We start from the raw sequence: 23,907 nt of genomic DNA, 5'->3' as shown, positions 1-23,907 counted from the left end.
ATGACAAGAAGCGTGGACATCGATTTCACGTTCGCGGCTCCATTGGATCCCCGAACGGCTGTCAATGGACTTTTGGAAGCGGGTGTGTCGGTAAATTACGAAGGCCTGCTGAGTTATGTTTTGGACAGAGATGGGATGTTCGATTGGAAGAGAGTCGATATTTCTCGCCTGGCTGACGTGTTGGATTGGGCGAGTAGTTGTGAGTTCGGTGGGGCGACCTTCGGCATCTCGATTATTTTCGATGGCGACAGAGGGGGGGACCTTCTGTTTCTCCCTGAACGGAAAGAGCTTTCTTTCCTGGTTACGATTAATCGAAAAACATTGACCCCCCTCTCGAAATTCTGTGATTTCGGCTGGTATTTGCGTCGGCTGGTGCCAGTTCTCGAGCCCATGGGGCTGGCGGAAATTGAGCTCCGGGACGCGGCGTGAGTTAACTACCAGAGCAGCTGCGCTGCGGCGCTCGGGTGCGAGATGATGACGGAGGTGCGGAGGGGCTAGGGCGTGAGCCCCTCTGTATGTGGCGAACCCCACAAAAAGGTCAAACGATCTTTTCCGGGTGCCACTCTGCTCTGATGGGGCCCGGCGGCGTGCCAAACAGGCGCGTGGGGGCTCTCCGTCCCCGTTCATCGCGCTCGGCACCACCCGTACCCGGGAGATTTCGACGCACAACCCGGGAAGCGATCAACGTTGTGACCGCTCTGGCTCGGTGGTGTCTCAGGCGCCGCATCGTGGTGATCGTTCTTTGGCTTGCCGTGTTTGTGGGCGTGGGTGTGGCCGCTGGGGTGAGTGGGGCCGCGTACTCCACTAACTACGAGGTGCCGGGGACCGAGTCCGGGCGGGCGACCGCGCTGATGGAGAAGGCGTTCCCGGGCGAGGCCGGGGACAGCGACACCATCGTGTGGCACACCGAGCACGGGACCGTGCGGGCCGGTGCGGTGGAGAAGACCATGCGGCAGACCCTGGAGCGGGTCGACGGGCTGCCCGGGGTCGCGGAGGTGCACGGTCCGTACGGCAAGGCCGCCGGGGAAGCGCACGGATCCCACGGCGCGCGGCAGATCAGTGCGGATGGGCGGACTGCCTACGCCTCGCTCGTGTTCGCGCGGTCGACCGATGAGCTGGATGCCGGGCAGGTTCGGAAGGTCATTGAGGTCGCGCGGTCTGCGGGCGGGGACGGGTTGCAGGTCGAGCTGGGCGGGGCCGGGATCGCGGTGACCGAGGCGCCGCGGGCCCAGTTGCCGGAGCTCATCGGGCTCGGGGCGGCGGCCGTGGTGCTGTTCCTCGCGTTCGGGTCCCTGGCGGCGACTGCCCTGCCCATCGTTACCGCGGTGGCCGCCGTGGGCACCGCCTCGGCCGGGATCGCGCTGCTCAGTCATGCCATGACCGTGGCCGACTTCGCGCCGATGCTCGGGAGTCTGATCGGGCTCGGGGTGGGGATCGATTACGCGTTGTTCATCGTGACCAGGCATCGGAAGGGGCTCAGGGCCGGACTGTCGGTGGACGAGGCGGCCGAGCGGGCGGTGGCGTCGTCCGGGCGGGCGGTGGTGTTCGCCGGGGCGACCGTGTGTATCGCGTTGCTGGGGATGCTGGTGCTGCAGCTGAGCTTCCTGAACGGGGTGGCGCTGGCTGCCTCGCTCACCGTCGTGCTGACCGTGGCCGCGTCCGTGACCCTGTTGCCGGCCCTGCTGGGGCTGATCGGGATGCGGGCGCTCGGGCGGCGGGAGCGGCGGCGGCTGGCCGGGGAAGGGGCACGGAACGAGCGGCGCGCCGGGATCGCCGCCCGGTGGTCCTGGTTTGTCGAGCGGCACCCCAAGCTGCTGGGCACGGTCGCGGCCGCCGTCATGCTCACCCTCGCCCTGCCCACGTTCGGGCTCCATCTCGGGACCTCCGACCAGGGCAACAATCCGGCCACCTCGACGACCCGTAAGGCGTACGACCTGATGGCGCGGGGAGGGGCTGGTGACGGGCCCGGGGGTGGCTTCGGGCCAGGGGCCAATGGGCCGTTGACGCTGGTCGGAACGCTGGAAGGCGCCAAGGACCGGATCGCGTTCGACAAGCTGCCGCGGCAGCTGAGCGGCACCCCCGGGGTGGCGCAGGTCAGCGGGCCGGAATTCGACGGGAGCCGCAGCACCGGGGTGCTGACCGTCGTCCCGGACAGTTCGCCGCAGTCCCGGCAGACCTCCGACCTGGTGGAACGGCTGCGGACCGAGGTGCTGCCGAAGGCCGAGCGCGGCACCACGATGCGGGTGGCGGTCGGCGGGGTCACTGCCGGCTACGACGACTTCGCGTCCGTGATCGTCGGCAAGTTGCCGCTGTTCATCGGCGTCGTCATCGCGCTCGGGTCGGTGCTGTTGCTGCTCGCCTTCCGGTCGCTCGCGGTGCCGCTCAAGGCCGCGCTGATGAACGTGGCCGCGGTCGCCGCCTCGTTCGGGGTCGTGGTCGCGATCTTCCAGTGGGGGTGGGGGAGCGAGCAGCTGGGGCTGGGCAGCGCGGGGCCGATCGAGCCGTTCCTGCCGGTGATCATGGTGTCGGTGCTCTTCGGGCTGTCCATGGACTACCAGGTGTTCCTGGTGTCACGGATGTACGAGGAATGGCAGCTGACCGGGGACAACCGCCGGGCCGTGCGGGTGGGCCTGGCGGAGACCAGCCGGGTGATCAACTCGGCGGCGGTCATCATGATCGCGGTGTTCGCGGCCTTCGTGCTGAGCGGCGACCGGACGATCGCGATGTTCGGGATCGGGCTGGCCTCCGCCGTCGCCCTGGACGCGTTCGTGCTGCGTACGCTGCTGGTGCCGGCGCTGATGCACATGCTGGGCGGCGCCAACTGGTGGCTGCCCTCCTGGTTGGCGCGGTGGCTGCCGCGCCTGAGCATCGAGCCGCCCGTGGAGGCGTACGGGGCGGGCGACGGGCCCGTTCGGGATGACTCGTACGGGGTGGGCGACGCGTCCGCGGTGGGCAGTGCGTCCGAAGTCCGCGACGCGCCCGTCGCGGACGGTCTGCCGGGGCAGGGCGGGCCGCGGGACGAGGACCGTCCGCTGACCAGGGCCTGAGGCCCTCCGCCGACCAAGGCTTGAGGCTCTCCGCTGACCGCGGCTGAGTAGGGGACAAAGGGGGCCGGGCCGTGGGCGCGCCGGGCCGTGGGCGCGCCGGACGGCCGACGTCTCCGAGCGGTCAAGACGAGCGGTCAAGACAAGCGGTCAAGACGAGCGGTCACGACTTCACGAGACGGCTCGCGGCGGTCCACAGGAATTCTTCGATGGCGTGCCGGAGGACGACCGGCGTCAATGCCTCGTTGAGTTCACGGTATTTTTCGTCCAGGATGCTTCCCACCTTTTCGGGGATGGACTTGGCGAGTTTCTGGGGCAATTTTCTGTACTGATACGGCAGGACCGCGGCGACGATCGCCAGGGTGATGACCTCCACGGGAACGCCCACGGCGCCGAAGACGGCCAGCACGATGGCTTTACCGACCGCGGTCTTGAGGAGTGCCGTCACCCCCACCTTCTTGATGACCGCGGTGACCGCCCCCTTCATGGCGCCGGAGGCCGCGACTTTCGTGATGGCAGTGGCCGTTTCCATGAGAACTATTTTTCCGGCCCCAGTTGCCATGACATGACCGAGCATCGAAAGCAACTGCTGGCCGGAAGCGCTCATGAAGAAGGAACGAAGGCTGTCGATCGCCGGCTGGGCCGCCGAGCCCATGCCGTCGGTGGCCCGGTCGATGACGAGCGCCTTGGCCGGCTCGTCGACGATGCAGTCGCGCACCTCGCGCTCCAGCTGGGTCAGGGCTTCCGCCACTTCGCGACCCAGTTGCTCGCCCGTCAGCGCTCTGGCCTGGGCCAGCTGTTGCTTGAGGCGTTCCATCAGCAGCGCGGCGACATCCTCGCGCTGGTAGAGGCCGGCGAGGACTTCCTGTATCCCGTCGGCCACGACCGGGGCGACGCCGCTTTCCACCGGACGGCCCCGGTAGTCCTTCTTGCTGATCATTGCCCAGAGGGCTCCCAGGTGCCCTTCGTTCCCAGGTCTGAGCGTCTGTACGGAACCTGTGGAATCTGCCGAACCTGACTCCGTGACGCGTACCGACCAGGCGTCTTTGGGCTCCATCGCGGCGAGTTTCTCCTCCAGCCGGGACCGGACCGCCGCAATGAATTCAGGTTTCTTGGTCGAGAGGTCGTCGAGAAACTCGTCCATGTTGAGTTCGGAGGTCGCTACCGCCGCCGCTCGCTGAATACGTGACTCAAGTTCTCTGTCGCGGTGTTGCATGATGAATCCGCGGGGACGATGAAAGAGCGATTGTGGTGACAGACCGTTTTTAAGGTCACGGACGGTGAGGAGTCACTGGTGTTGGGAGTGTTTGTCTCCACGTTTCCGGCCTACTCTTCGTCAGTGGATTGTGCAACTGCGTCACGTGAAAAGGTGGAATGTGAATGGCGAACAAATGCGGAGAGTGATTTTCGGCGGGTGAGGGAGCGCGGATGACTGCAGTACGTGCTCGCCCCCGCACGCCGCTGCCGTTCTCATCTCGTTCTCAGACGCGGCACCTACGGTCGCGCCCATGGGTACGACCAGGACGACCGACACGACCGACACGACCGATACGAGCGCCACGACCGCCACCGCCGAGAAGCGAAGCGACGACGAGACCGTGCCGGCGCAGGCCGTCGCCACGGACGGAGAGACGGACGCCAAGGCGGCCCCGGAGGACGCGAGGGCCGCGACGGCCGCCGATGAGGCGACTGCGGACCGGGCCGCGCGCGAGGCCGAGGACACCGAGCCGGCCGACGAGGATGACGACGCTGCCGCTCCGTCCACCACCGGCGTCGCAGCCGGTGCCGGTGCAGTCGTCGCCGCCGGGCTCGGCCTCGCCTCCGTCACCGGCACCTGGCTCGGCACGCTGATGGCCGAGCGGCAGACGCTGATGGGGCAGATCAACCTCCAGGCCGGTAAGGCCACCGACCAGATCTCCGCCATGTACGGCACCCCCTGGCACACGACCGCCCTGGTCAACGGCGTCTTCGCGGTGCTGGCTGCGCTGGTCGCCGCGGTGGTGCTGACCCGGCCGCGGGCTGCTGCCTGGGTGCGGGCGGTCGCCTGGGGCGGGCTGGCCCTCGGTGTACTCGGGCTGCTGATCTCCGCGGGCATGTACCTCGACCTGTTCGCGAGCATGCCCACCATTCCCAAGGGCACCCGACCCGGCGCCTGAGTCCGGGCCGGCTGTCCGGCATCGCTAAGGCCCCGGTGCCTTAGGCACCCGCCCGGTGTCTAAGGCACCGGGGCCTTAGCGCTGTCCTAGGTAGGGAGGGGTGGTGCCCTGCGCACCGCTCGTACGCCGTTTCCCGGGCGCCGGCCGTATTTCCTAAGCACCCCCGCGCCCGAAGATCGGGCAGTCTCCCGATGTGGCGGGGCCCCCTTGGAGACGAGGCTTGAGCACGTCAACGAGCCCGCACCACCGGGGCTCAACCGGCCCACGCCACAGGGGAGAACGAGATGCACAGCTTCGAACTGGAGCTCCGGGTCCGTCAGGACGAGCTGCACCGCGAGGCCGCCCGGCAGCGCCTGGCGCGCGAGGCGATCGAGGGGCGCCGGGCCGCCCGTGCGGCCGCCGCCCGCTCCGGGAGCGATGAACCCGAGGGGCGGGTGAGCAGCAGCCGGACCGGGGCCCGGCGGTGGCGGGTACGCCGTGCCGCCGCCTGAGCCGGCCGGGCGGGGCGGGTACGCCGTGCCGCTGCTGGAACCGGCCGGCATCCGGCCGCCTTCCGCCCCACCCGCCGTCCAGCACCTGATCAAGCCCCCTGCCGCAATGTCGGACCCCTGTGCGATGCTCAAGCGCGTGGAGACCAGGTCCGTCAGTCCCGTGTTCGTCGGTCGAGCGCCCGAGCTCGCCGCGCTCGATGACGCGCTCGCCCGCGTCGCGGCGTCCGGCGAGCCGCAGGCCCTGCTGATCGGGGGCGAGGCCGGGGTCGGAAAGACCCGGCTGATCGAGGAGTTCGGCGAGGCCGCGCGGGCCCGGGGCGCGCTGGTCGCGCTCGGCGGCTGTATCGAGATCGGCTCGGAGGGGCTGCCCTTCGCGCCGTTCTCCGCGATCCTGCGCACCCTCAACTGGCATCTGCGGGACGAGCTCGCCGCCGCGGTCGCCGGCCAGGAGGGCGAACTCTCCCGCATCCTGCCGGAATTGGGGGAAACGCCCGGCGAGAATCACGGGGAGGAGATCGGCCGGGCCCGGCTCTTCGAGCTGACCGCCCGCCTCCTGGAGCGCCTCGCCGCGGAGCGCACGCTCGTCGTCGTCATCGAGGACCTCCACTGGGCCGACCGCTCCACCCGCGAACTCCTCGCCTACCTCCTGCGGGCGCTGCACGACGCCGGCGTCCTGCTGGTGGCGACGTACCGCTCCGACGACATCCACCGCCGCCACCCGCTGCGCCCGTTCCTCGCCGAGATCGACCGGATGCGCACGGTCCGGCGGGTCGAGCTGGACCGCTTCAACCGCGAGGAGGTCCGCTCCCAGCTCGCCGGCATCAACGGCAGCGCACCGGAGGAGGGCACCCTCGACCGGGTCTTCAAGCGCTCGGAGGGCAACGCCTTCTTCGTCGAGGAGCTGGCCCGCAGCCTCGCCGACGGCTGTCTGCACGGCCTCAGCGACCCGCTGCGCGATCTGCTGCTGGTTCGCGTCGAGGCGCTGCCCGAGGACGCCCAGCGGGTGGTCCGTACGGCCGCCGAGGGCGGCTCCACGGTCGAACACGAACTCCTCTCCGCCGTCTGCCAGATGCCCGAGGACGACCTCATCGAGGCGCTGCGGGCCGCCGTCGGCAGCAACACCCTCGTCCCCACCGACGACGGCACCGGCTACCGCTTCCGGCACGCCCTGGTCCGCGAGGCCGTCGTCGACGACCTGCTGCCCGGCGAGCGCACCCGCCTCAACCGCCGCTACGCCCAGGCCCTGGAGGCCAACCCCTCCCTGGTCCGTGCCGATGCCTGCGCGACCCGGCTGGCCAGCTACTGGTACAAGGCCCATGACGCCGCCAAGGCGCTGCCCGCCGTCCTCGCCGCCTCCGTGCAGGCCCGCCGCCGCCATGCCTACGCCGAGCAACTGCGGCTGCTGGACCGGGCCCTGGAGCTGTGGGACGACGCCCCGCCCGAGGTCCGTCAGGGAGTGCGCCCGGTCGACTACGCCGAGGCGTACCCGGCCTGCGGCTGCGACGACGATTCGCTGCGCTTCCTGGACCTGCTCGCCGAGATCGCGGTGGCCGCCCGGCTGTCCGGCGACAGCGAACGCGCCTTCACGATCACCAAGCGCGCCCTGCGCTCCCTCCGCGAGGAGAACGACCCGCTGCGCACGGCGTGGTTCCTGGTGCAGCGTTCCCGGCTCTGCCAGGGCACCGGCCGCGGCAACGGCTGGGAGGACCTCGGCCGGGCCCAGGAGCTGATGCGCGGCCTGCCGCCGTCGTCCGTGCACGCCGAGGTGACGGCCGCCGTCGCCAGCTGGGCGGTGCTGCACGAACCGGGCCCGGGCACCTTCGCCACCGCCGAACGCGCCGTGGAACTCGCCCAGTTGGTCGGCGACGAAGAGGCAGAGCTGAATTCCCGGCTGACCCTGGCCGGGCTGCGGACCGACTCCGGCGAGGTCGACGAGGGCCTCGCCGACCTCCGGGCCGCCCTCGACCGCGCCGTCGACCGCGGCTACTTCACCGCCATCGGCCGCGGCCACGTCAACCTCCCCTCCTTCCTGGAGGGCGTCGGCCGCTCCCGGGAGGCCGTAGAGGTCACCGAGCAGGGCATCGAACTCACCACCCGCTACGGCCTCAAGGACAAGGCCTGCTGGGTGATGGCCAACCGCGCCGAATCGCTCCAGTCGCTGGGCCGCTGGGAAGAGGCGCTCCAGGCCGCGGCCGACTCCCGCCGGCTCGCCCAGAACGCCCGCTCGATCGCCCTGGCCGCCAACCGCCGCACGGACCTCGCCCTCGGCACGGGCGACTTCGACGTCGCCGAGCGCGAACTGGCCCTCGCCCGCGAGTACTACGGCACCCACGACCCCCAGCCGCAGCACGCCATCCCGCTCGCCCAGCACGCCCTGCGGATCGCCGCCCACCAGGGCCGCATCCTGGACGCCCGGGCCATCCTCACCGAAACCCTGGACGCCGGACTGCCGCCCGGTATCCAGCGCTACGCCTGGCCCCTGCTGTGGTGGGCCACCGCCGCCGAATCGGACGCCCGCGGACTGCCGGCCGCCGGGCCCGGCCGGGCCGCCGTCCTCGCCCGCATCCGCGACGCCGCCAAGAAGCTGGCCCGGGCCTGCCCGATATGGGAGGCGTACGCGGTCGCCGTCGAGGCCGAACTCCGCCGCGCCGAGGGCCGCGAGAGCCCCGACCACTGGGCGGCGGCGGTCGCCGCCCTCAAGCCGCTGGAGCGCCCGTACGAGCTCGCCCGGGCCTGCTACCGCTGGGCGGAGTCACTGCTGCACGGCACCGAGCGGGCCACCGCCGGGCTGGACGGCCGCACCCCGCGCGAGGCCGCCGTCCTGCTGCTCGGCCAGGCGCACACCGCCGCCACGGCCATGGGCGCCCGCCCGCTCGCCGAAGAACTCGCCCTGCTCGCCCAGCGCGCCCGCATCCCGCTGCCCGGCCTGATACCGGCGGCAGCGGACACAGCAAAGACAGCGGCCGCCGGCGCCGGGCACGGGACACCCGCCGACCCCGCGCCCGCCGAATCCCTCGGCCTGACCCCGCGCGAACGCGACGTCCTGCGCCTGGTCGCCGAGGGCCGCAGCAACCGCCAGATAGCCGACGCGCTGTTCATCTCGCCCAAGACGGCCAGCGTCCACGTCTCCAACATCCTCGCCAAGCTGGGCGTCTCCGGCCGCGGCGAGGCCGGCGCGGTGGCCCACCGGCTGCGCCTGTTCGGCGAGCCGGCGGCGTCCTGACCCGCCCGGCAGCCGTGCCGGGCCCCGCGTCACGGGCCCGGAGCCCCGCTGGGATACTCCGGGAGCGGATGCCGGCAGGCGGCGGCGCGTTCGGGATACGGGGACGGTATGGGGACGTCACGCGCCGTGCTGCGGCGGGGGCTTGTGTTCGGGCTGCGGGCCGGGGCGATCCCGGCGGGCGTCTGCGCCGTGCTGTGGGTGGTCACCATGGTGACGTGGTGCCTTTACGGACCGGGCGGCAGCACGCTGGAGGACCCGGCACTGGCCGCGGTCGCCGTGCTGGGTTCGCTCGCCGTGGGCGTCCTGATCGGCGCGGCCATCGGCCTGGTACTGGCCTACGCCCCGCTCCGGCTGGTCGCCTCCGGGCCGCTGCGGGGGCTGGTGTGCTTCCTGCTCGGCGGCACGCTGTCCTCCGGAGAGGTCGTGGTGATGACCGAGGCGACCGACGGCGGGTACGGCCCGATCTTCGTGGCCCTGCTCGCCATGCCGGTGGTCGGTGCGGTCGCCGCAGCCCGCAGCCGGGACATCGCCGCGACCCGGATCGGCGCCGGGGGCAGGCTCCTTACGTAGCGCGCCCGCCGGCCCGTCCCGTCCGGATGACGACGGTCCCCGAGGAAAGGTCTATCGGGCCCTTCCCCGGGTCGCCGTCACCGATGTCGTCGACGACCAGCGACATCTTCTGCCGCTCCTCGTCGGTGTGCTTACGGCCCGGCGCGAACAGTTCTTCCACGATGTTGAACACGGTGCCTGTCCCCTCTTCGGTGTGACGCGCACCCGTCCCCTGCCACCAGAGTCTAGGCAGGACACACGAAAAGGGGACCAGAAGGATCAGCTCACCTTGAGGCGGAGAATCCGGTCATCTCCCTTACGGGGCGTGCCGCGGCCGTCGGTGTTGCTCGTGACCAGCCACAACGTGCCGTCGCCGGCCGCCACCACCGTCCGCAGCCGCCCGTAGGTGCCCTTGAGGAACGCCTGCGGAGCCGCCACCGGCTTCGTCCCGTTCAGCGGGATGCGCCACAGCCGCTCACCGCGCAGCGACGCCATCCAGATGGAGCCCTTGGCGTACGCGATGCCGCTGGGCGAGGCGTCGTCGGTCTTCCACACCTCGACCGGATCGACGTAATCCGGGCCGCCCTGGCCGGACTTGGCCTTGCCCTCGATCTCCGGCCAGCCGTAGTTCTTCCCCGGCTCGATGAGATTGAGCTCGTCCCAGGCGTGCTGCCCGAACTCCGAGGCCCACAGCCGGTGGTCGGAATCCCACGCCAGCCCCTGCACATTGCGGTGGCCGTAGTCGTACACCACCGAATCGGCCGAGGGGTTGCCGTGCGCCGGCTCGCCGTCCGGCGTCATCCGCAGGATCTTGCCGCCCAGCGAGCTCTTGTCCTGCGCCAGCCCGGTGTCGCCGGTCTCGCCGGTGCCGGCGTAGAGCATCTTGTCCGGGCCGAACGCGATCCGCCCGCCGTTGTGGATCTCACCCTTCGGGATGCCCCGCAGGATCGTGTCGGGCGCGCCCAGCTGGTCGCCCGGCGGGCGCTTGTCGTCGTAGATCATGCGGGCGATGCGGTTGTCGGACGCGGTGGTGAAGTACGCGTAGACCTGGTGGTCGGTGCCGAAGTCCGAGGACACCGCGAGGCCGAGCAGGCCGCCCTCACCGCCCGGGGCCACGCCCGGCACCGAACCCAGCTCGGTGGTCTTCCCGCTGTCCACGGCGATCCGGACGATCTTGCCGGTGTCCCGCGACCCCACGAGCAGGTCCCCGCCCGGCAGCACCGCCACGCCCCACGGGGACCTCAGCCCGGTGGTCAGCGTCTTCGTCACCTTCACCGAGCCCTTGGCGGGCGGCGCGGCGGGTGACGGGGTGGCGCCCGGCGAGGTGGCACGGGCCGAGGCGCCGGGACTCTTCGCCGTGGCGGGCGCACCCCCGCCGGGGGGCTGCGCGCCACCGTTCGAACAGCCCGCTGCCAGAAGCAGCGAAGCGGCGGCCAACACGGCGGTCTGGGAACGGCGTTGCACGGCAGGGGTCCTCTCGTCGTCCGGGCGAGCACAAGAACACCACATCGGGCCGCCGGACGCGGCCGACCGGCGCGCACGCCCGGTCCGGCCGGGGCTGCCGACGGGCTACCAGGACTGCCGGGCCGGCGGCAGCGCGGCGATCTCCGCCAGGTCCTCGCGGCCGAGCACCAGATCGGCCGCCTTGGCGTTCTGCGCGGCCCAGCGTTCCTTCTTCGTACCGGGCACGGGGACGACATGCCGGCCCTGGGCCAGCACCCACGCCAGGGCCACCTGCCCCGGCGTCGCGCCGTACCGGGCACCGACCCGCCGCAGCCCGGCCACCAGCGGCTGGTTGGCGGCCATCATCTCGGCCGTGAAGCGCGGATGGCGGGCCCGCAGGTCCTCCCGTTCGAAGCCCTGCCCCGGGGTGAGCGTGCCGGTCAGATAGCCGTTGCCCAGCGGCATCGCCGCCAGGAAGCCCACCCCGCGCGACTCGCACCACGGCAGCAGCGCCTCCAGCGCCTGGCGCGACCACACCGACAGCTCGGCCTGCACACTGCTGACCGGGAACACCTGCTGGATGCGCTCCAGTTGGGCCAGCGTGCCGTCGTACGTCCGGGACCGTGGCCGGGCCCCGGCCGGCCGCCGCTCCGCACGGACCGCGCGGGGCTGCCGCACCGCCCGCGCGCCCACCGCGCACAGCCCCAGCGACCGCACCTTCCCGGCCGCCACCAGCTCCGCCATCGCCCCCCAGGTCTCCTCGACGGGCACCTCGGGGTCGGCCCGGTGCAGCTGGTAGAGGTCGATCCGGTCCGTCTGCAGCCGGCGCAGCGAGGCGTCACAGGCGCGTTTGACGTAACCGGGCCGCCCGTTGGCGACGATGTGCTGCTCGCCCACGAGCAGTCCGACCTTGGTCGAGACGAACGCGTCCCGGCGGCGCTCCTTCAATGCCCGCCCCACCAACAGCTCGTTGGTGAACGGTCCGTACATGTCGGCGGTGTCCAGCAGGCTGCAACCACGGTCCAGCGCGGTGTGCACGGCCCGCAGGGACCCCTCCCCGTTGCGCTGCGACTCGGTGTACCCCCAGCTCATCGGCATACAGCCGAGACCCACGGCGCCCACCTCCAGAGCCGCCGCACCGATTGTCCTGCGCTCCACCTGGTTGTGCCTCCGTCCCCTCGCCCCCGATCAAGGGCACGGACCAAACTAACGTCTGGGCAGAACATCCCTTCGCATAGCCTCGGGCCATGGCAACCGCAGACCAGCGCACCGAACCGAACGACGTCTGGCTCCCGATCCCGCCCGACGAGATCGAGGGCCTGCCCGGCGGCCTCCGCTACGTCCACTGGGACGCCGGCCCCGAGTACCCGGCGGATCCGGCCCGGTGCGTCTTCTACGCCGTCCCCTACATGAAGGGCACGGAGGTCAGCCTGCGGCCGCTGGCCCGCATGAGCCGGGTGCGGGTGGTGCAGACCCTCACCGCCGGTATCGAGCACATGCTGCCCGGGCTGCCGCAGATGCCGGCCGGGGCCCAGCTGTGCAACGCCCGCGGACTGCATGACGCCAGCACCGCCGAACTCGCGCTCACCCTGATACTGGCGGCGCTGCGCGACGTCCCCGGCTTTGTACGGGCCCAGGACGCGGGGGAGTGGCGGCCGGGCTTCCGGCCCGCCCTCGCCGACAAGTCGGTCCTCATTGTGGGCTATGGTTCGATCGGCAGTGCCATCGAGGACCGGCTCACGCCTTTCGAATGTGCGCGGGTGGTGCGCGTCGCACGCACCGCGCGTGACACTGTGCGCGGCCCCGTGCACCCACTCTCCGACCTGTCCGCCCTCCTGCCCGACGCGGACGTCGTCGTCCTCGCCACTCCGCTCACCGACGAGACCCGTGGCCTGGTCGGACGCGATTTCCTGGCGCGGATGAAGGAGGGCGCACTCCTCGTGAACATCGCGCGCGGGGCCATCGTCGACACCGAGGCACTGCTCGCCGAGCTCGAATCCGGGCGGCTGCGCGCGGCGCTCGACGTCACCGATCCCGAACCCCTGCCCGCCGGGCATCCGCTGTGGCACGCTCCGGGCGTGCTCATCACTCCACACGTCGGTGGTCCCAGCTCTGCCTTCCTGCCCCGTGCGAAGCGGCTGCTGCGGGACCAGTTGGCGCTTTTCGCGGCCGGCGAACCCCTGCGGAACGTCGTCGCGACCGCCGACTGAAACGGGGCGCGGATGGCGCTACGGGGCCGTACGACTGCGGTGGGTATTCACCACCCCGCACGCCGTCACGCTCCGTAGATACCCTATGTCGCTGAGTGACGGAACTGGTGTATCGTCCGAGCGGGGACGGCGCCGGGACAGCCGCGGCGCGATGCGAGATCCGGAACGCAAGGGGGGCGACGGGCGATGTACGGACGATGGACGATCCGCGAGAGGCGGGATCCACGAGCGCCCGCGGGGACGCTGCGGGGCCACCGGCCGCCCCGCGCGAGGCGCCGTCCGGCGCGGGACCACGGGAGAGTGCGGTGAGCGCCCCCGGGGCGATGCTCTCCAGGCCACCGACGCCGGCCGGCAGTCCACCGAGCCCGGTGCCGCAGGTCGTTCTGGCCGTGGTCTGCGGCGGCTACGCCCTCGGAGCCGCCTTCGGCTGGGGGTCCACCGAAGTCGCCCTGTTCATGGGGGACTTCGGACTCAGCTTCGCGGCCCTGGTCGCGGCCGTCTCCTGCGGACTGTACGCCCGCCGGCGCCGCAGCCGGCTCCGGCCGGCCTGGATGCTGTTCGCCGCCTCCTCGGGAATGGCCGGCATCGGCAACGGCGTATGGGGCTGGTACGAGGTCATCCTGGGCACGACCGTGCCCAGCCCCTCGCCGGCCGACTTCTGCTTCCTGCTGTTCGCACCACCGGCCATCGTCGGCCTGCTGGTGCTCGCCAAGCGCCCGGTGAGCCGGGCCGGCTGGGTCTGCCTGGGCCTGGACTCCTGGCTGATCGCCGGCTCGCTGCTCACCCTCTCCTGGAGCCTCGCCCTCGCGCACACCGCCCACTTCCAGGGCCGCAGCGTGGCGCAGAGCGCCCTGTCACTGGCCTACCCACTGCTGGACATCGTGCTCGTCAGCATGGTCCTGGTCCTGCACTTCCGGCGCTCCTCGGTGCACCGCTCCGCCGTCAACACCGCCATCGCCGCGCTCGCGCTCACGGTGCTGTGCGACGCCCTGTTCAGCTCCCCGCTGCTGCGCGAGCACTACCGCTCCGGGCAGATCCTGGACGCCGGGTGGTTCGCCGGTTCGATGCTGCTCGCGTACGCGCCCTGGGTCGCCCGCCGGGCCGAGGAGGAGGAGCCGGACGAGGCGGCCGAGCCCGCCGCCGTCCGCGTCCCGCACGGCAGCCGTCCGCTCGCCGGCTCGCTCGCCGCGCTCACCCCGTACCTCGCCGCCGCGGTCTGCACCCTGGGCATCCTCACCAACGTTCTCGACGGGCGGCGGATCGACCGCGTGGTGCTCTTCACCGGCTGCACGGTCGTGCTCGCCCTCGTCGTCCGCCAGGGCATCATGCTGCTCGACAACATCACCCTGACCCATGAACTCGCCCAGAAGGAGAACCACTTCCGCTCCCTGGTGCAGGGCTCCAGCGACGTCATCATGATCGCCGCGCCGTCCGGCGTGCTGCGCTACGTCAGCCCGGCCGCCGCCGGCGTCTACGGCCGCGACGCGGAGGAACTGATCGGCTCCGAACTCGCGACGCTGATCCACCCCGAGGACCTCGGACGGGTGGTGCACGAGGTCCGCCGCTTCCTCGCCGCCGATCCGCAGGACGAGCCGACCACCCGCATCGAATGCCGCTTCCGGGCCGGCGGAAAGCGGGCCGGCGGTGGGGGCACCTCCCGCGCGAGCGGAGCCGAGAGTGGGGGAGGCTGGCTGAACGTCGAGTCCACGGTCAACCGTCACCACGGCGGCCTGATCTTCAACTCCCGCGACGTCACCGAACGCGTCCGGCTCCAGGCCCAGCTCCAGCACAACGCCTCGCACGACGCACTCACCGACCTGCCCAACCGCGCCCTGTTCACCGAACGCGTCACCCAGGCCGTCACCGGCCGGCGGGCCAGCGACCACGACACCGCCGTGCTCTACATCGACCTCGACGGCTTCAAGCAGGTCAACGACACCATCGGCCACCAGGCCGGCGACGAACTGCTGATCCAGGCCGCCCGCCGGCTCGCCGAATCGGTCCGCGCCGGCGACATAGCGGCCCGGCTGGGCGGCGACGAGTTCGCCGCGCTGATCACCGGCGACGGCACCCGCGACCGCGCGGCCCGCGAGTTCCGCATCCACGAGATCGCCGACCGGCTGCGCATCAAGCTCTCCGAGCCGTACCGCATCGACGGCCGGGACGTCCGCGTGGCGGCCAGCATCGGCGTCGCGTTCGCCGAACCAGGCGTCACCCCCGCCGGTCTGCTCCGCAACGCCGACCTCGCCATGTACCGCGCCAAGCAGGCCGGCAAGGGCCGGGTCGAGCTCTACGCCCCCCAGATGCAGGACGAGGTCGCGCACCGCGCCGAGCTCGCCTCCAAACTCCGAACGGCCCTCGACGAAGGCGAATTCGCGCTGCTGCACCAGCCCGTCGTCGACCTGGCCACCGGGCGGGTCACCGCGGTCGCCGCGCACGCCCGCTGGCGCTCCGCCGAGGGCATCCTCTTCACCCCCGCCGAATTCCTCCGGGTCGGCGACCGCGGCCGGTACACCGACGACGGCGACCGCGCCGCGGAACTCGACCGCTGGCAGCTGGAGGAGGCCGTCCGGCAGGCCGCCGCACGCCACCGCGCCGGCCACCAGATCCCGGTCGCGGTCCGGCTCTCCGCCCGCCGGCTGCTGGACCGCGCGCTGTCCCCCAAGGGCGTCGAAGCGCTCCTCACCCGGCACGGCCTGCCCGCCCGGGAGCTCGTCCTGGAGCTGTCCGAAAGCGACTCCCGGATCGCGCTGGACGACCTGGAGCGCCGGCTGGTCGCACTGCGCCGGCTCGGCGTACGGATCGCCCTCGACGGCTTCGGCAGCGGGTACGCCGCGATCACCGCACTGCGCCGGCTGCCCGTCGACGTCCTGCGGCTGGACCGCGGCCTGGTCGACGGCGTGGTGGAGTCCTCCCGGCTGCACAAGATCACTGCCGGGCTGCTGCGGATCGCCGGCGACCTGGGCATGCAGACCGTCGCGGACGGCGTCGACCTTCCCGAACAGGTCCTGGCGCTGCGCTCCATGGGCTGCACGCACGGCATGGGCCTCGCCTTCTCCGGCCCGCTCGACGAACAGCGGCTGCGCCGGGCGCTCACCCGTACCGGCTACCCCGTTCCCGACCACGCGGGGCAGGGGCGCGCGGTGGTGCTCAGCGGCAGCGGAGTGCCCGCCCGACGTGGGGGTCTGGCCGGTCCGGAGACCATGGCGCATCCCCCATTGCGCTCAAATAGTGAGACCTCCGTCCCACCCACTTGACACTCGGTGCACGAGAGGGGGAGGGTCAGTGCCATGCGCACCCGAATTCTCGTACTTGGAAAGCGCGTCGGCTGAAGCTGGGCCCCCTACGCCGCCCGGCAGACCGCACCGACGCGCTCCCCTCGCTTGCCACCCGGCACGAGGGGTTTTTTGTTGCACAGCAACCTCACAAATCCCGTCAAAACCCTCAGCTTCGAGAAGAGACGCAGATGACCGAGCAGGCCTCCGGGGCCCACCATCCGCAGCCGCGGGCCCGTAACGCCGGCGGACCGCAGCCGTCCGCCACCGTCGAGCACGTCACGGGCGCGCAGTCCCTCATCCGTGCGCTGGAGGAGGTCGGGGCCGACACCGTGTTCGGCATCCCCGGCGGTGCGATCCTGCCGGCGTACGACCCGATGATGGACTCCTCGAAGGTCCGGCACATCCTCGTCCGCCACGAGCAGGGCGCCGGGCACGCCGCCACGGGATACGCGCAGGCCACCGGCAAGGTCGGGGTTTGCATGGCCACCTCGGGCCCCGGTGCCACCAACCTCGTCACCCCCATCGCGGACGCCCACATGGACTCCGTCCCGCTGGTCGCGATCACCGGTCAGGTCGCGTCGAAGGCGATCGGCACGGACGCCTTCCAGGAAGCGGACATCTGCGGCATCACGATGCCGATCACCAAGCACAACTTCCTGGTCACCGACCCGGCCGAGATCCCCAAGACGATCGCCGAGGCGTTCCACATCGCGTCCACCGGCCGTCCCGGCCCGGTCCTGGTCGACATCGCCAAGGACGCCCTGCAGGCGCAGACCACGTTCAGCTGGCCGCCGCACACCGACCTGCCCGGCTACCGCCCGGTGACCAAGCCGCACGCCAAGCAGATCCGCGAGGCCGCCCGGCTGATCGCCGAGTCCAAGCGCCCCGTGCTCTACGTCGGCGGCGGCGTCCTCAAGGCCGGTGCCACCGCCGAGCTGAAGGTCCTCGCCGAGCTGACCGGCGCCCCGGTCACCACCACCCTGATGGCACTGGGCGCCTTCCCCGACAGCCACCCGCAGCACGTCGGCATGCCCGGCATGCACGGCTCGGTCACCGCGGTCACCGCGCTGCAGAAGGCCGACCTGCTGATCACCCTCGGCGCCCGCTTCGACGACCGGGTCACCGGAAAGCTGGACTCCTTCGCGCCGTACGCCAAGGTCGTGCACGCCGACATCGACCCGGCGGAGATCGGCAAGAACCGCGCCGCCGACGTGCCGATCGTCGGTGACGCCCGCGAGGTCATCGCCGACCTGATCGTGGCCGTCCAGGCCGAGCACGACGCCGGCCACAAGGGCGACTACAGCGCCTGGTGGAAGGACCTCAACCGCTGGCGGGAGACCTACCCGCTGGGCTACGAGCAGCCCGAGGACGGCAGCCTGTCCCCGCAGCAGGTCATCGAGCGGATCGGCCGGCTCGCCCCCGCCGACACCATCTACGCCGCCGGCGTCGGCCAGCACCAGATGTGGGCCGCCCACTTCATCAACTACGAGCAGCCCGCCACCTGGCTCAACTCCGGCGGCGCCGGGACCATGGGCTACGCCGTGCCCGCCGCGATGGGCGCCAAGGCCGGCCGGCCGGACCGCACGGTCTGGGCGATCGACGGCGACGGCTGCTTCCAGATGACCAACCAGGAACTGGTCACCTGCGCGCTGAACAACATCCCGATCAAGGTCGCCATCATCAACAACGGCGCGCTGGGCATGGTCCGCCAGTGGCAGACCCTCTTCTACAACCAGCGCTACTCCAACACCGTGCTGCACAGCGGCCCCGACGAGCTGACCAGCGGCTCCGGCAAGCCCTCGGCGGGCACCCGCATCCCGGACTTCGTCAAGCTCTCCGAGGCCATGGGCTGCGTGGCGCTGCGCTGCGAGGACCCGGCCGACCTCGACAAGGTCATCGAAGAGGCCAATGCCATCAACGACCGCCCGGTCGTGATCGACTTCATCGTCCACGAGGACGCCCAGGTGTGGCCGATGGTCGCCGCCGGCACCTCCAACGACGAGGTCATGGCCGCCCGCGGCGTGCGTCCCGACTTCGGCGACAACGAAGACGACTGAGACGACGAAGAGCGAAAGAGAGAAGACCATGTCCAAGCACACGCTCTCCGTCCTGGTGGAGAACACCCCCGGCATCCTCGCCCGGATCGCCGCCCTGTTCTCCCGCCGCGGCTTCAACATCGACTCGCTCGCCGTCGGGGTCACCGAACACCCCGACATCTCCCGCATCACCATCGTGGTCAGCGTCGAGTCGCTGCCCCTGGAGCAGGTCACCAAGCAGCTCAACAAGCTCGTCAACGTCCTGAAGATCGTCGAGCTGGAGCCCGGCTCCGCGATCCAGCGCGAACTGGTCCTGGTGAAGGTCCGCGCGGACAACGAGACCCGCTCGCAGATCGTCGAGATCGTCCAGCTCTTCCGCGCCAAGACCGTCGACGTCTCGCCCGAGGCCGTCACCATCGAGGCCACCGGATCCAGTGAAAAGCTGGAAGCGATGCTGAAGATGCTGGAGCCGTTCGGCATCAAGGAACTGGTGCAGTCCGGCACGATCGCCATAGGCCGCGGCGCCCGCTCCATCACGGACCGCTCGCTGCGCGCGCTGGACCGTTCGGCCTGACCCGCCCGTCCGCCGCGGCCCGACCGGACCGTATGGCGAGACCCACCGACCTTCCTCACCCCGCCCGACGTACTGTGTGGGCACCCCGCTAGATCCAAGGAGAGACCCCAAGTGGCCGAGCTGTTCTACGACGACGACGCCGACCTGTCCATCATCCAGAACCGCAAGGTCGCGGTGATCGGCTACGGAAGCCAGGGCCACGCCCACGCGCTGTCCCTGCGCGACTCGGGCGTCGACGTGCGCGTCGGTCTGCACGAGGGCTCCAAGTCCAAGGCCAAGGCCGAGGAGCAGGGCCTGCGCGTGGTCACCCCGGCCGAGGCCGCCGCCGAGGCCGACGTCATCATGATCCTGGTCCCGGACCCGATCCAGGCCAAGGTCTACGAGGAGTCCATCAAGGACAACCTGAAGGACGGCGACGCGCTGTTCTTCGGCCACGGCTTCAACATCCGGTTCGGCTTCATCAAGGCCCCGGCCGGCGTGGACGTCTGCATGGTCGCCCCCAAGGGTCCGGGCCACCTGGTGCGCCGCCAGTACGAAGAGGGCCGCGGCGTCCCCTGCATCGCGGCCGTCGAGCAGGACGCCTCCGGCAACGCCTTCGCGCTGGCGCTCTCGTACGCCAAGGGCATCGGCGGCACCCGCGCCGGCGTCATCAAGACCACCTTCACCGAGGAGACCGAGACCGACCTGTTCGGTGAGCAGGCGGTGCTCTGCGGTGGCGCCTCGGCGCTGGTCAAGGCCGGCTTCGAGACCCTGGTCGAGGCGGGCTACCAGCCGGAGATCGCGTACTTCGAGTGCCTGCACGAGCTGAAGCTCATCGTGGACCTCATGTACGAGGGCGGCCTGGAGAAGATGCGCTGGTCGGTCTCCGAGACCGCCGAGTGGGGCGACTACGTCACCGGCCCGCGCGTCGTCACCGACGCCACCAAGGCCGAGATGAAGAAGGTCCTCGCCGAGATCCAGGACGGCACCTTCGCCAACAACTGGATGGCGGAGTACCAGGCCGGTCTGCCGAAGTACAACGAGTACAAGAAGGCCGACGAGGACCACCTGCTGGAGACCACCGGCAAGAAGCTGCGGAAGCTGATGAGCTGGGTCGACGACCAGGCGTGAGCCCGGTGGACAGGGGGTCGCGAACACTCGCGGCCCCCTCGTCCGTATGACCGGCCGCGCACCGCGCGGCGCCTTGTCCACCGCGTAGAACCACGCACGGGTGATCCTTCCGCAACGGCACAGGACGCGCCCCCCACCGCCACTACACTGCCCATCACAAGCGCGTTCAGGCTCACAACGTCGTGCGTCTTCCACGCGGCTTTCCCCCTTCACCGCCTTCGGCCGTCGGGACGGCCGTCCGCGAAGGACTAGTGAGGACTGAAGACCACGTGAGCTCGAAACCTGTCGTACTGATCGCCGAAGAGCTGTCGCCCGCCACCGTCGACGCCCTCGGCCCGGACTTCGAGATCCGGCACTGCAACGGCGCGGACCGTGCCGAGCTGCTCCCCGCCATCGTCGACGTCGACGCCGTCCTGGTGCGCAGCGCCACGAAGATCGACGCCGAGGCGATCGCCGCCGCCAAGAAGCTGAAGGTCGTCGCCCGCGCCGGCGTGGGCCTGGACAACGTCGACGTCTCCGCCGCCACCAAGGCCGGCGTGATGGTCGTCAACGCCCCGACCTCCAACATCGTCACCGCCGCCGAGCTCGCCTGCGGTCTGCTGGTCGCCACCGCGCGGAACATCCCGCAGGCCAACACCGCGCTCAAGAACGGCGAGTGGAAGCGCAGCAAGTACACCGGCGTCGAGCTCAGCGAGAAGACCCTCGGCGTGGTCGGCCTCGGCCGGATCGGCGTCCTGGTCGCCCAGCGGATGTCGGCGTTCGGCATGAAGGTCGTCGCCTACGACCCGTACGTCCAGCCGGCCCGCGCCGCGCAGATGGGCGTCAAGCTGCTGACCCTGGACGAGCTGCTGGAGGTCTCCGACTTCATCACCGTCCACCTCCCCAAGACGCCGGAGACCATCGGTCTCATCGGCGACGAGGCGCTGCACAAGGTCAAGCCGTCGGTCCGGATCGTCAACGCCGCGCGCGGCGGGATCGTCGACGAGGCGGCGCTGGCCACCGCGCTCAAGGAGGGCCGGGTCGCCGGCGCGGGCCTGGACGTGTACGCCGTCGAGCCCTGCACCGACTCCCCGCTGTTCGAGTTCGACCAGGTCGTGTGCACCCCGCACCTGGGCGCCTCGACGGGTGAGGCGCAGGAGAAGGCCGGTATCGCGGTCGCCAAGTCGGTGCGGCTGGCGCTGGCCGGCGAGCTGGTGCCGGACGCGGTCAACGTCCAGGGCGGCGTGATCGCCGAGGACGTCAAGCCCGGGCTGCCGCTGGCCGAGCGGCTCGGCCGGATCTTCACCGCGCTGGCCGGCGAGGTGGCGATGCGGCTCGACGTCGAGGTCTACGGCGAGATCACCCAGCACGACGTCAAGGTGCTCGAACTCTCCGCGCTCAAGGGCGTCTTCGAGGACGTCGTCGACGAGACCGTCTCGTACGTCAACGCCCCGCTCTTCGCGCAGGAGCGCGGCGTCGAGGTGCGGCTGACGACCAGCAGCGAGTCGCCCGAGCACCGGAACGTGGTCACCGTGCGCGGCACGCTCGCCGGCGGCGAGGAGGTGTCGATCTCCGGCACGCTCGCCGGCCACAAGAACGTGCAGAAGATCGTGGCGGTCGGGGAGCACTCGATCGACCTCACGCTCGCCGACCACATGGCGTTCATGCGCTACACCGACCGCCCTGGCGTCGTCGGCACGGTCGGCCGCATCCTGGGCGAGGCGGGCATCAACATCGGCGGCATGCAGGTCTCCCGGGCCGACGTCGGTGGTGAGGCGCTGGTGGTGCTGACCGTCGACGACACCATTCCGGCGAACGTGCTCAACGAGATCTCCGAGGAGATCGGCGCGACGTCCGTGCGCGCGGTGAACCTCGGTCACTGACCGGACGGTTTTCGCAGGTCAACGGGCCCGGCTCCCGCTTCGGCGGGGACCGGGCCCGTGCGCGTGCCGGCATCGCCGTACGGACGCCGTGCGGCCGCGGCCCGTGCGGCTGACCGCCCCAAACATGCATTCCCCAGCATTCACCCGAATGGCGTAGGGGGGGCGGTCCGGGGGAACCGCGAAAGGGCTCCTGCGGCCGCCCGGCCCGGCACATCCCGAGTCCGCCGAGCCTCCCGAGTCGCAACCCGGAAGCGGGCGTCGCGCAATGGGAACTGTGCGTGCCGCACCGGCGCGTGCGGAAGGAGCAGGACCCATGAACGCACCTCTGGGAGACACCCCGCAGACGCTGACCGGCCTGCACGTGGTCGACGTGAACGGCACGAAGGTGGGCACGGTGCAGCAGGTCTACCGGGACGACGCCACCAACGAGCCCGAGTGGATCACCGTGCGCACCGGTCTGTTCGGCATGAAGGAGTCCTTCATCCCGCTCGCCGGGGCCCGCCGGACCGGCGACGAACTGCACGTTCCGCACACCAAGGAGACGATCAAGAAGGCCCCGCGGATCGACGCCGACGCCCACCTCGACCCGTCCGAAGAGACCGAGCTGTACCGCTACTACGGGCTGATCCGGCCGGTCGGCGCGGAGCCCGCGGCCCGACCGGACACGGACCTCACGGGCAGCCAGGGCGCGCCGGAGACCGCCCGCGGCGAGCCGGGTGGCCCGGACGCGGTGCGGCCCGCCGCGCCACCCTCCGGGGCGGAGCCCGGCGGCCCGGCGCGGACGCCCGCCGAGCGCAACAAACTCTTCGACCGGCCGATGGCCGGCGCCGGAGCGGGGGACCGCACCCGCGAATCCCGTCCGGACGCCGACACCCGACGCGACACCGAGCAGACGCCCGAGGCCACGCCCCCTGAGGAGGGGAAGCGGAGAGGCACGGAGGGGCCGGGCACCGAGGGGCGCTGACCCGCGCCCGCGGACCCGGGGCCGGGGCCCGCGCCCGGGGAGCTGCGTCCGGGGACCCGCTCCGTCTGACCCGCGCCCGGGGGTCTGCGCGTCGCGTTGCACGTACGCGCCCGCGCCTCGCCTGCGGCGCGTAGACGTACGTATAAGACACCTGTCTGGTACGGCTGTATGCCGGCGATTAGGCTGCCGCCATGGGACACCGTGAAGATCTTCTGGAAGGCGCAAAGCGCTGCCTGCTGGAGAAGGGGTACGCGCGCACCACCGCCCGCGACATCGTGGCCGCCTCCGGCGCCAACCTCGCCTCCATCGGCTACCACTACGGCTCCAAGGATGCCCTGATGCGCCAGGCGGTGATCGCGTCCAGCGAGGAGTGGGGCATGGGCATGGCCGAGGCGCCGGCCGCCGCGGAGGGCGCCCCGACCTCCGCGGACCCGCTGGAGCGGTTCGCCGAGACCTGGGACCGGGTGCTCCAACACATCGCTGCGGAACCGGAGTTCATCGCCGCCCAGGTCGAGGTGCTGGGGCTGCTCCCGCGCGACGAGGGCCTGCGGGAGGCGATCGGGGCCGTACTGCCGGAGGGCGGCGAGGGCCTGGTGGCGCTCTTCGAGGGCGTCCCCGACACGGAGGTCGACGCGGAGACGGCCCGCATCGTCGGCTCCTTCTACCAGGCCCTCCTCACGGGCCTGATGGTCCAGTCCCTGGTCACGCCCGACACGCTTCCCACGGGACACGACTTGGCAGCGGCGCTGCGACGGGTCACGACGGGGCGCGTTCTCTGACCTTCCGCTGCGCTTTGCGGCGCCGCGTACGTAGTTGTCTGCGGCGTCGCGGTGGTTTCTCGCCGTTGCGCCTGCGGCGGGCTGGGTTCGTGTTGGGTGCGGTGACGGGCCTCCGGGGCCGGTGTTTGGGACTGCTTCGCTTTACGTCCCAAACACCGGCCCCTCCGGCCCGTCCCCTCCCGTTGGGG

18 protein-coding genes are annotated in these 23,907 nt (G+C 71.2%); 14 read left to right on the top strand and 4 right to left on the bottom strand.

Annotated elements, in window-relative coordinates; translation table 11 throughout:
* The first annotated feature begins 12 nt into the window (after nucleotides 1–12).
* Together ACGF4C_RS20545 and ACGF4C_RS20540 are read left to right on the top strand one after the other, a co-directional pair.
* On the top strand, nucleotides 13–429 hold the full coding sequence (locus ACGF4C_RS20545; protein WP_393568063.1) for a hypothetical protein: 417 nt from the start codon (nucleotides 13–15) through the stop codon (nucleotides 427–429).
* Nucleotides 430–689: 260 nt separating this feature from the next.
* Nucleotides 690–3,047, top strand: coding sequence for an MMPL family transporter (locus ACGF4C_RS20540; protein WP_393568062.1), 2,358 nt, complete (start codon nucleotides 690–692; stop codon nucleotides 3,045–3,047).
* A 160-nt stretch (nucleotides 3,048–3,207) separates the two neighbouring features.
* On the opposite strand, the gene ACGF4C_RS20535 is transcribed toward ACGF4C_RS20540, so the two are convergent.
* A complete protein-coding gene (locus tag ACGF4C_RS20535; RefSeq protein WP_393568060.1) occupies nucleotides 3,208–4,188 on the bottom strand; it encodes a hypothetical protein in 981 nt (326 codons plus the stop codon).
* 364 nt (nucleotides 4,189–4,552) lie between these two features.
* Between ACGF4C_RS20535 and ACGF4C_RS20530 the strand changes: the two genes are divergently transcribed.
* The 4 genes from ACGF4C_RS20530 (at nucleotide 4,553) to ACGF4C_RS20515 (ending at nucleotide 9,484) form a co-directional block, all read left to right on the top strand.
* Nucleotides 4,553–5,200, top strand: a complete 648-nt coding sequence (locus ACGF4C_RS20530; protein WP_393568059.1) for a hypothetical protein — start codon at nucleotides 4,553–4,555, stop codon at nucleotides 5,198–5,200.
* 284 nt (nucleotides 5,201–5,484) lie between these two features.
* A complete protein-coding gene (locus ACGF4C_RS20525) occupies nucleotides 5,485–5,691 on the top strand; it encodes a hypothetical protein (RefSeq protein ID WP_393568057.1) in 207 nt (68 codons plus the stop codon).
* A 124-nt stretch (nucleotides 5,692–5,815) separates the two neighbouring features.
* A complete protein-coding gene (locus ACGF4C_RS20520) occupies nucleotides 5,816–8,914 on the top strand; it encodes an AAA family ATPase (RefSeq protein WP_393568287.1) in 3,099 nt (1,032 codons plus the stop codon).
* Between the two features lie 108 nt (nucleotides 8,915–9,022).
* On the top strand, nucleotides 9,023–9,484 hold the full coding sequence (locus ACGF4C_RS20515) for a hypothetical protein (protein WP_393568055.1): 462 nt from the start codon (nucleotides 9,023–9,025) through the stop codon (nucleotides 9,482–9,484).
* Here the strand turns inward: ACGF4C_RS20515 and ACGF4C_RS20510 are convergent.
* The 3 genes from ACGF4C_RS20510 to ACGF4C_RS20500 all read right to left on the bottom strand — a co-directional run bounded on the left by ACGF4C_RS20510 (nucleotide 9,477) and on the right by ACGF4C_RS20500 (nucleotide 12,064).
* Nucleotides 9,477–9,656 (bottom strand): DUF6191 domain-containing protein, encoded by a 180-nt coding sequence (locus tag ACGF4C_RS20510; protein WP_030412850.1) that lies wholly within the window; start codon nucleotides 9,654–9,656, stop codon nucleotides 9,477–9,479. The genes ACGF4C_RS20515 and ACGF4C_RS20510 overlap by 8 nt on opposite strands.
* 86 nt (nucleotides 9,657–9,742) lie before the next feature.
* Complete coding sequence (locus tag ACGF4C_RS20505) at nucleotides 9,743–10,927, bottom strand: PQQ-dependent sugar dehydrogenase (protein ID WP_393568053.1); 1,185 nt, start codon at nucleotides 10,925–10,927, stop codon at nucleotides 9,743–9,745.
* Nucleotides 10,928–11,032: 105 nt separating this feature from the next.
* On the bottom strand, nucleotides 11,033–12,064 hold the full coding sequence (locus tag ACGF4C_RS20500) for an aldo/keto reductase (RefSeq protein ID WP_393568051.1): 1,032 nt from the start codon (nucleotides 12,062–12,064) through the stop codon (nucleotides 11,033–11,035).
* An 89-nt stretch (nucleotides 12,065–12,153) separates the two neighbouring features.
* On the opposite strand from ACGF4C_RS20500, the gene ACGF4C_RS20495 reads away from it, so the two are divergent.
* The 8 genes from ACGF4C_RS20495 (at nucleotide 12,154) to ACGF4C_RS20460 (ending at nucleotide 23,719) form a co-directional block, all read left to right on the top strand.
* On the top strand, nucleotides 12,154–13,116 hold the full coding sequence (locus ACGF4C_RS20495; RefSeq protein WP_393568050.1) for a 2-hydroxyacid dehydrogenase: 963 nt from the start codon (nucleotides 12,154–12,156) through the stop codon (nucleotides 13,114–13,116).
* Nucleotides 13,117–13,421: 305 nt separating this feature from the next.
* Nucleotides 13,422–16,373, top strand: a complete 2,952-nt coding sequence (locus ACGF4C_RS20490) for a putative bifunctional diguanylate cyclase/phosphodiesterase (protein WP_393568048.1) — start codon at nucleotides 13,422–13,424, stop codon at nucleotides 16,371–16,373.
* A 209-nt stretch (nucleotides 16,374–16,582) separates the two neighbouring features.
* Complete coding sequence (locus ACGF4C_RS20485; RefSeq protein ID WP_393568047.1) at nucleotides 16,583–18,451, top strand: acetolactate synthase large subunit; 1,869 nt, start codon at nucleotides 16,583–16,585, stop codon at nucleotides 18,449–18,451.
* A 28-nt stretch (nucleotides 18,452–18,479) separates the two neighbouring features.
* The gene (gene ilvN / locus ACGF4C_RS20480; protein WP_006602925.1) at nucleotides 18,480–19,004 is read left to right on the top strand and encodes an acetolactate synthase small subunit; all 525 of its coding nucleotides are present in this window, start codon (nucleotides 18,480–18,482) and stop codon (nucleotides 19,002–19,004) included.
* Between the two features lie 111 nt (nucleotides 19,005–19,115).
* Nucleotides 19,116–20,114 (top strand): ketol-acid reductoisomerase, encoded by a 999-nt coding sequence (ilvC, locus tag ACGF4C_RS20475; protein WP_030412856.1) that lies wholly within the window; start codon nucleotides 19,116–19,118, stop codon nucleotides 20,112–20,114.
* A 269-nt stretch (nucleotides 20,115–20,383) separates the two neighbouring features.
* On the top strand, nucleotides 20,384–21,976 hold the full coding sequence (gene serA / locus ACGF4C_RS20470; protein ID WP_030412857.1) for a phosphoglycerate dehydrogenase: 1,593 nt from the start codon (nucleotides 20,384–20,386) through the stop codon (nucleotides 21,974–21,976).
* Nucleotides 21,977–22,289: 313 nt separating this feature from the next.
* On the top strand, nucleotides 22,290–22,940 hold the full coding sequence (locus tag ACGF4C_RS20465; RefSeq protein WP_393568044.1) for a PRC-barrel domain-containing protein: 651 nt from the start codon (nucleotides 22,290–22,292) through the stop codon (nucleotides 22,938–22,940).
* Nucleotides 22,941–23,131: 191 nt separating this feature from the next.
* On the top strand, nucleotides 23,132–23,719 hold the full coding sequence (locus ACGF4C_RS20460; protein ID WP_393568042.1) for a TetR/AcrR family transcriptional regulator: 588 nt from the start codon (nucleotides 23,132–23,134) through the stop codon (nucleotides 23,717–23,719).
* The last annotated feature ends 188 nt before the right edge of the window (nucleotides 23,720–23,907 follow it).

Source organism: Streptomyces sp. NPDC048197 (assembly GCF_043202395.1).
GTDB lineage: Bacteria > Actinomycetota > Actinomycetes > Streptomycetales > Streptomycetaceae > Streptomyces > Streptomyces siderophoricus.
The sequence above is the reverse complement of the archived record's forward strand: the minus strand, read 5'-3'. Positions and strand labels throughout refer to the sequence as shown.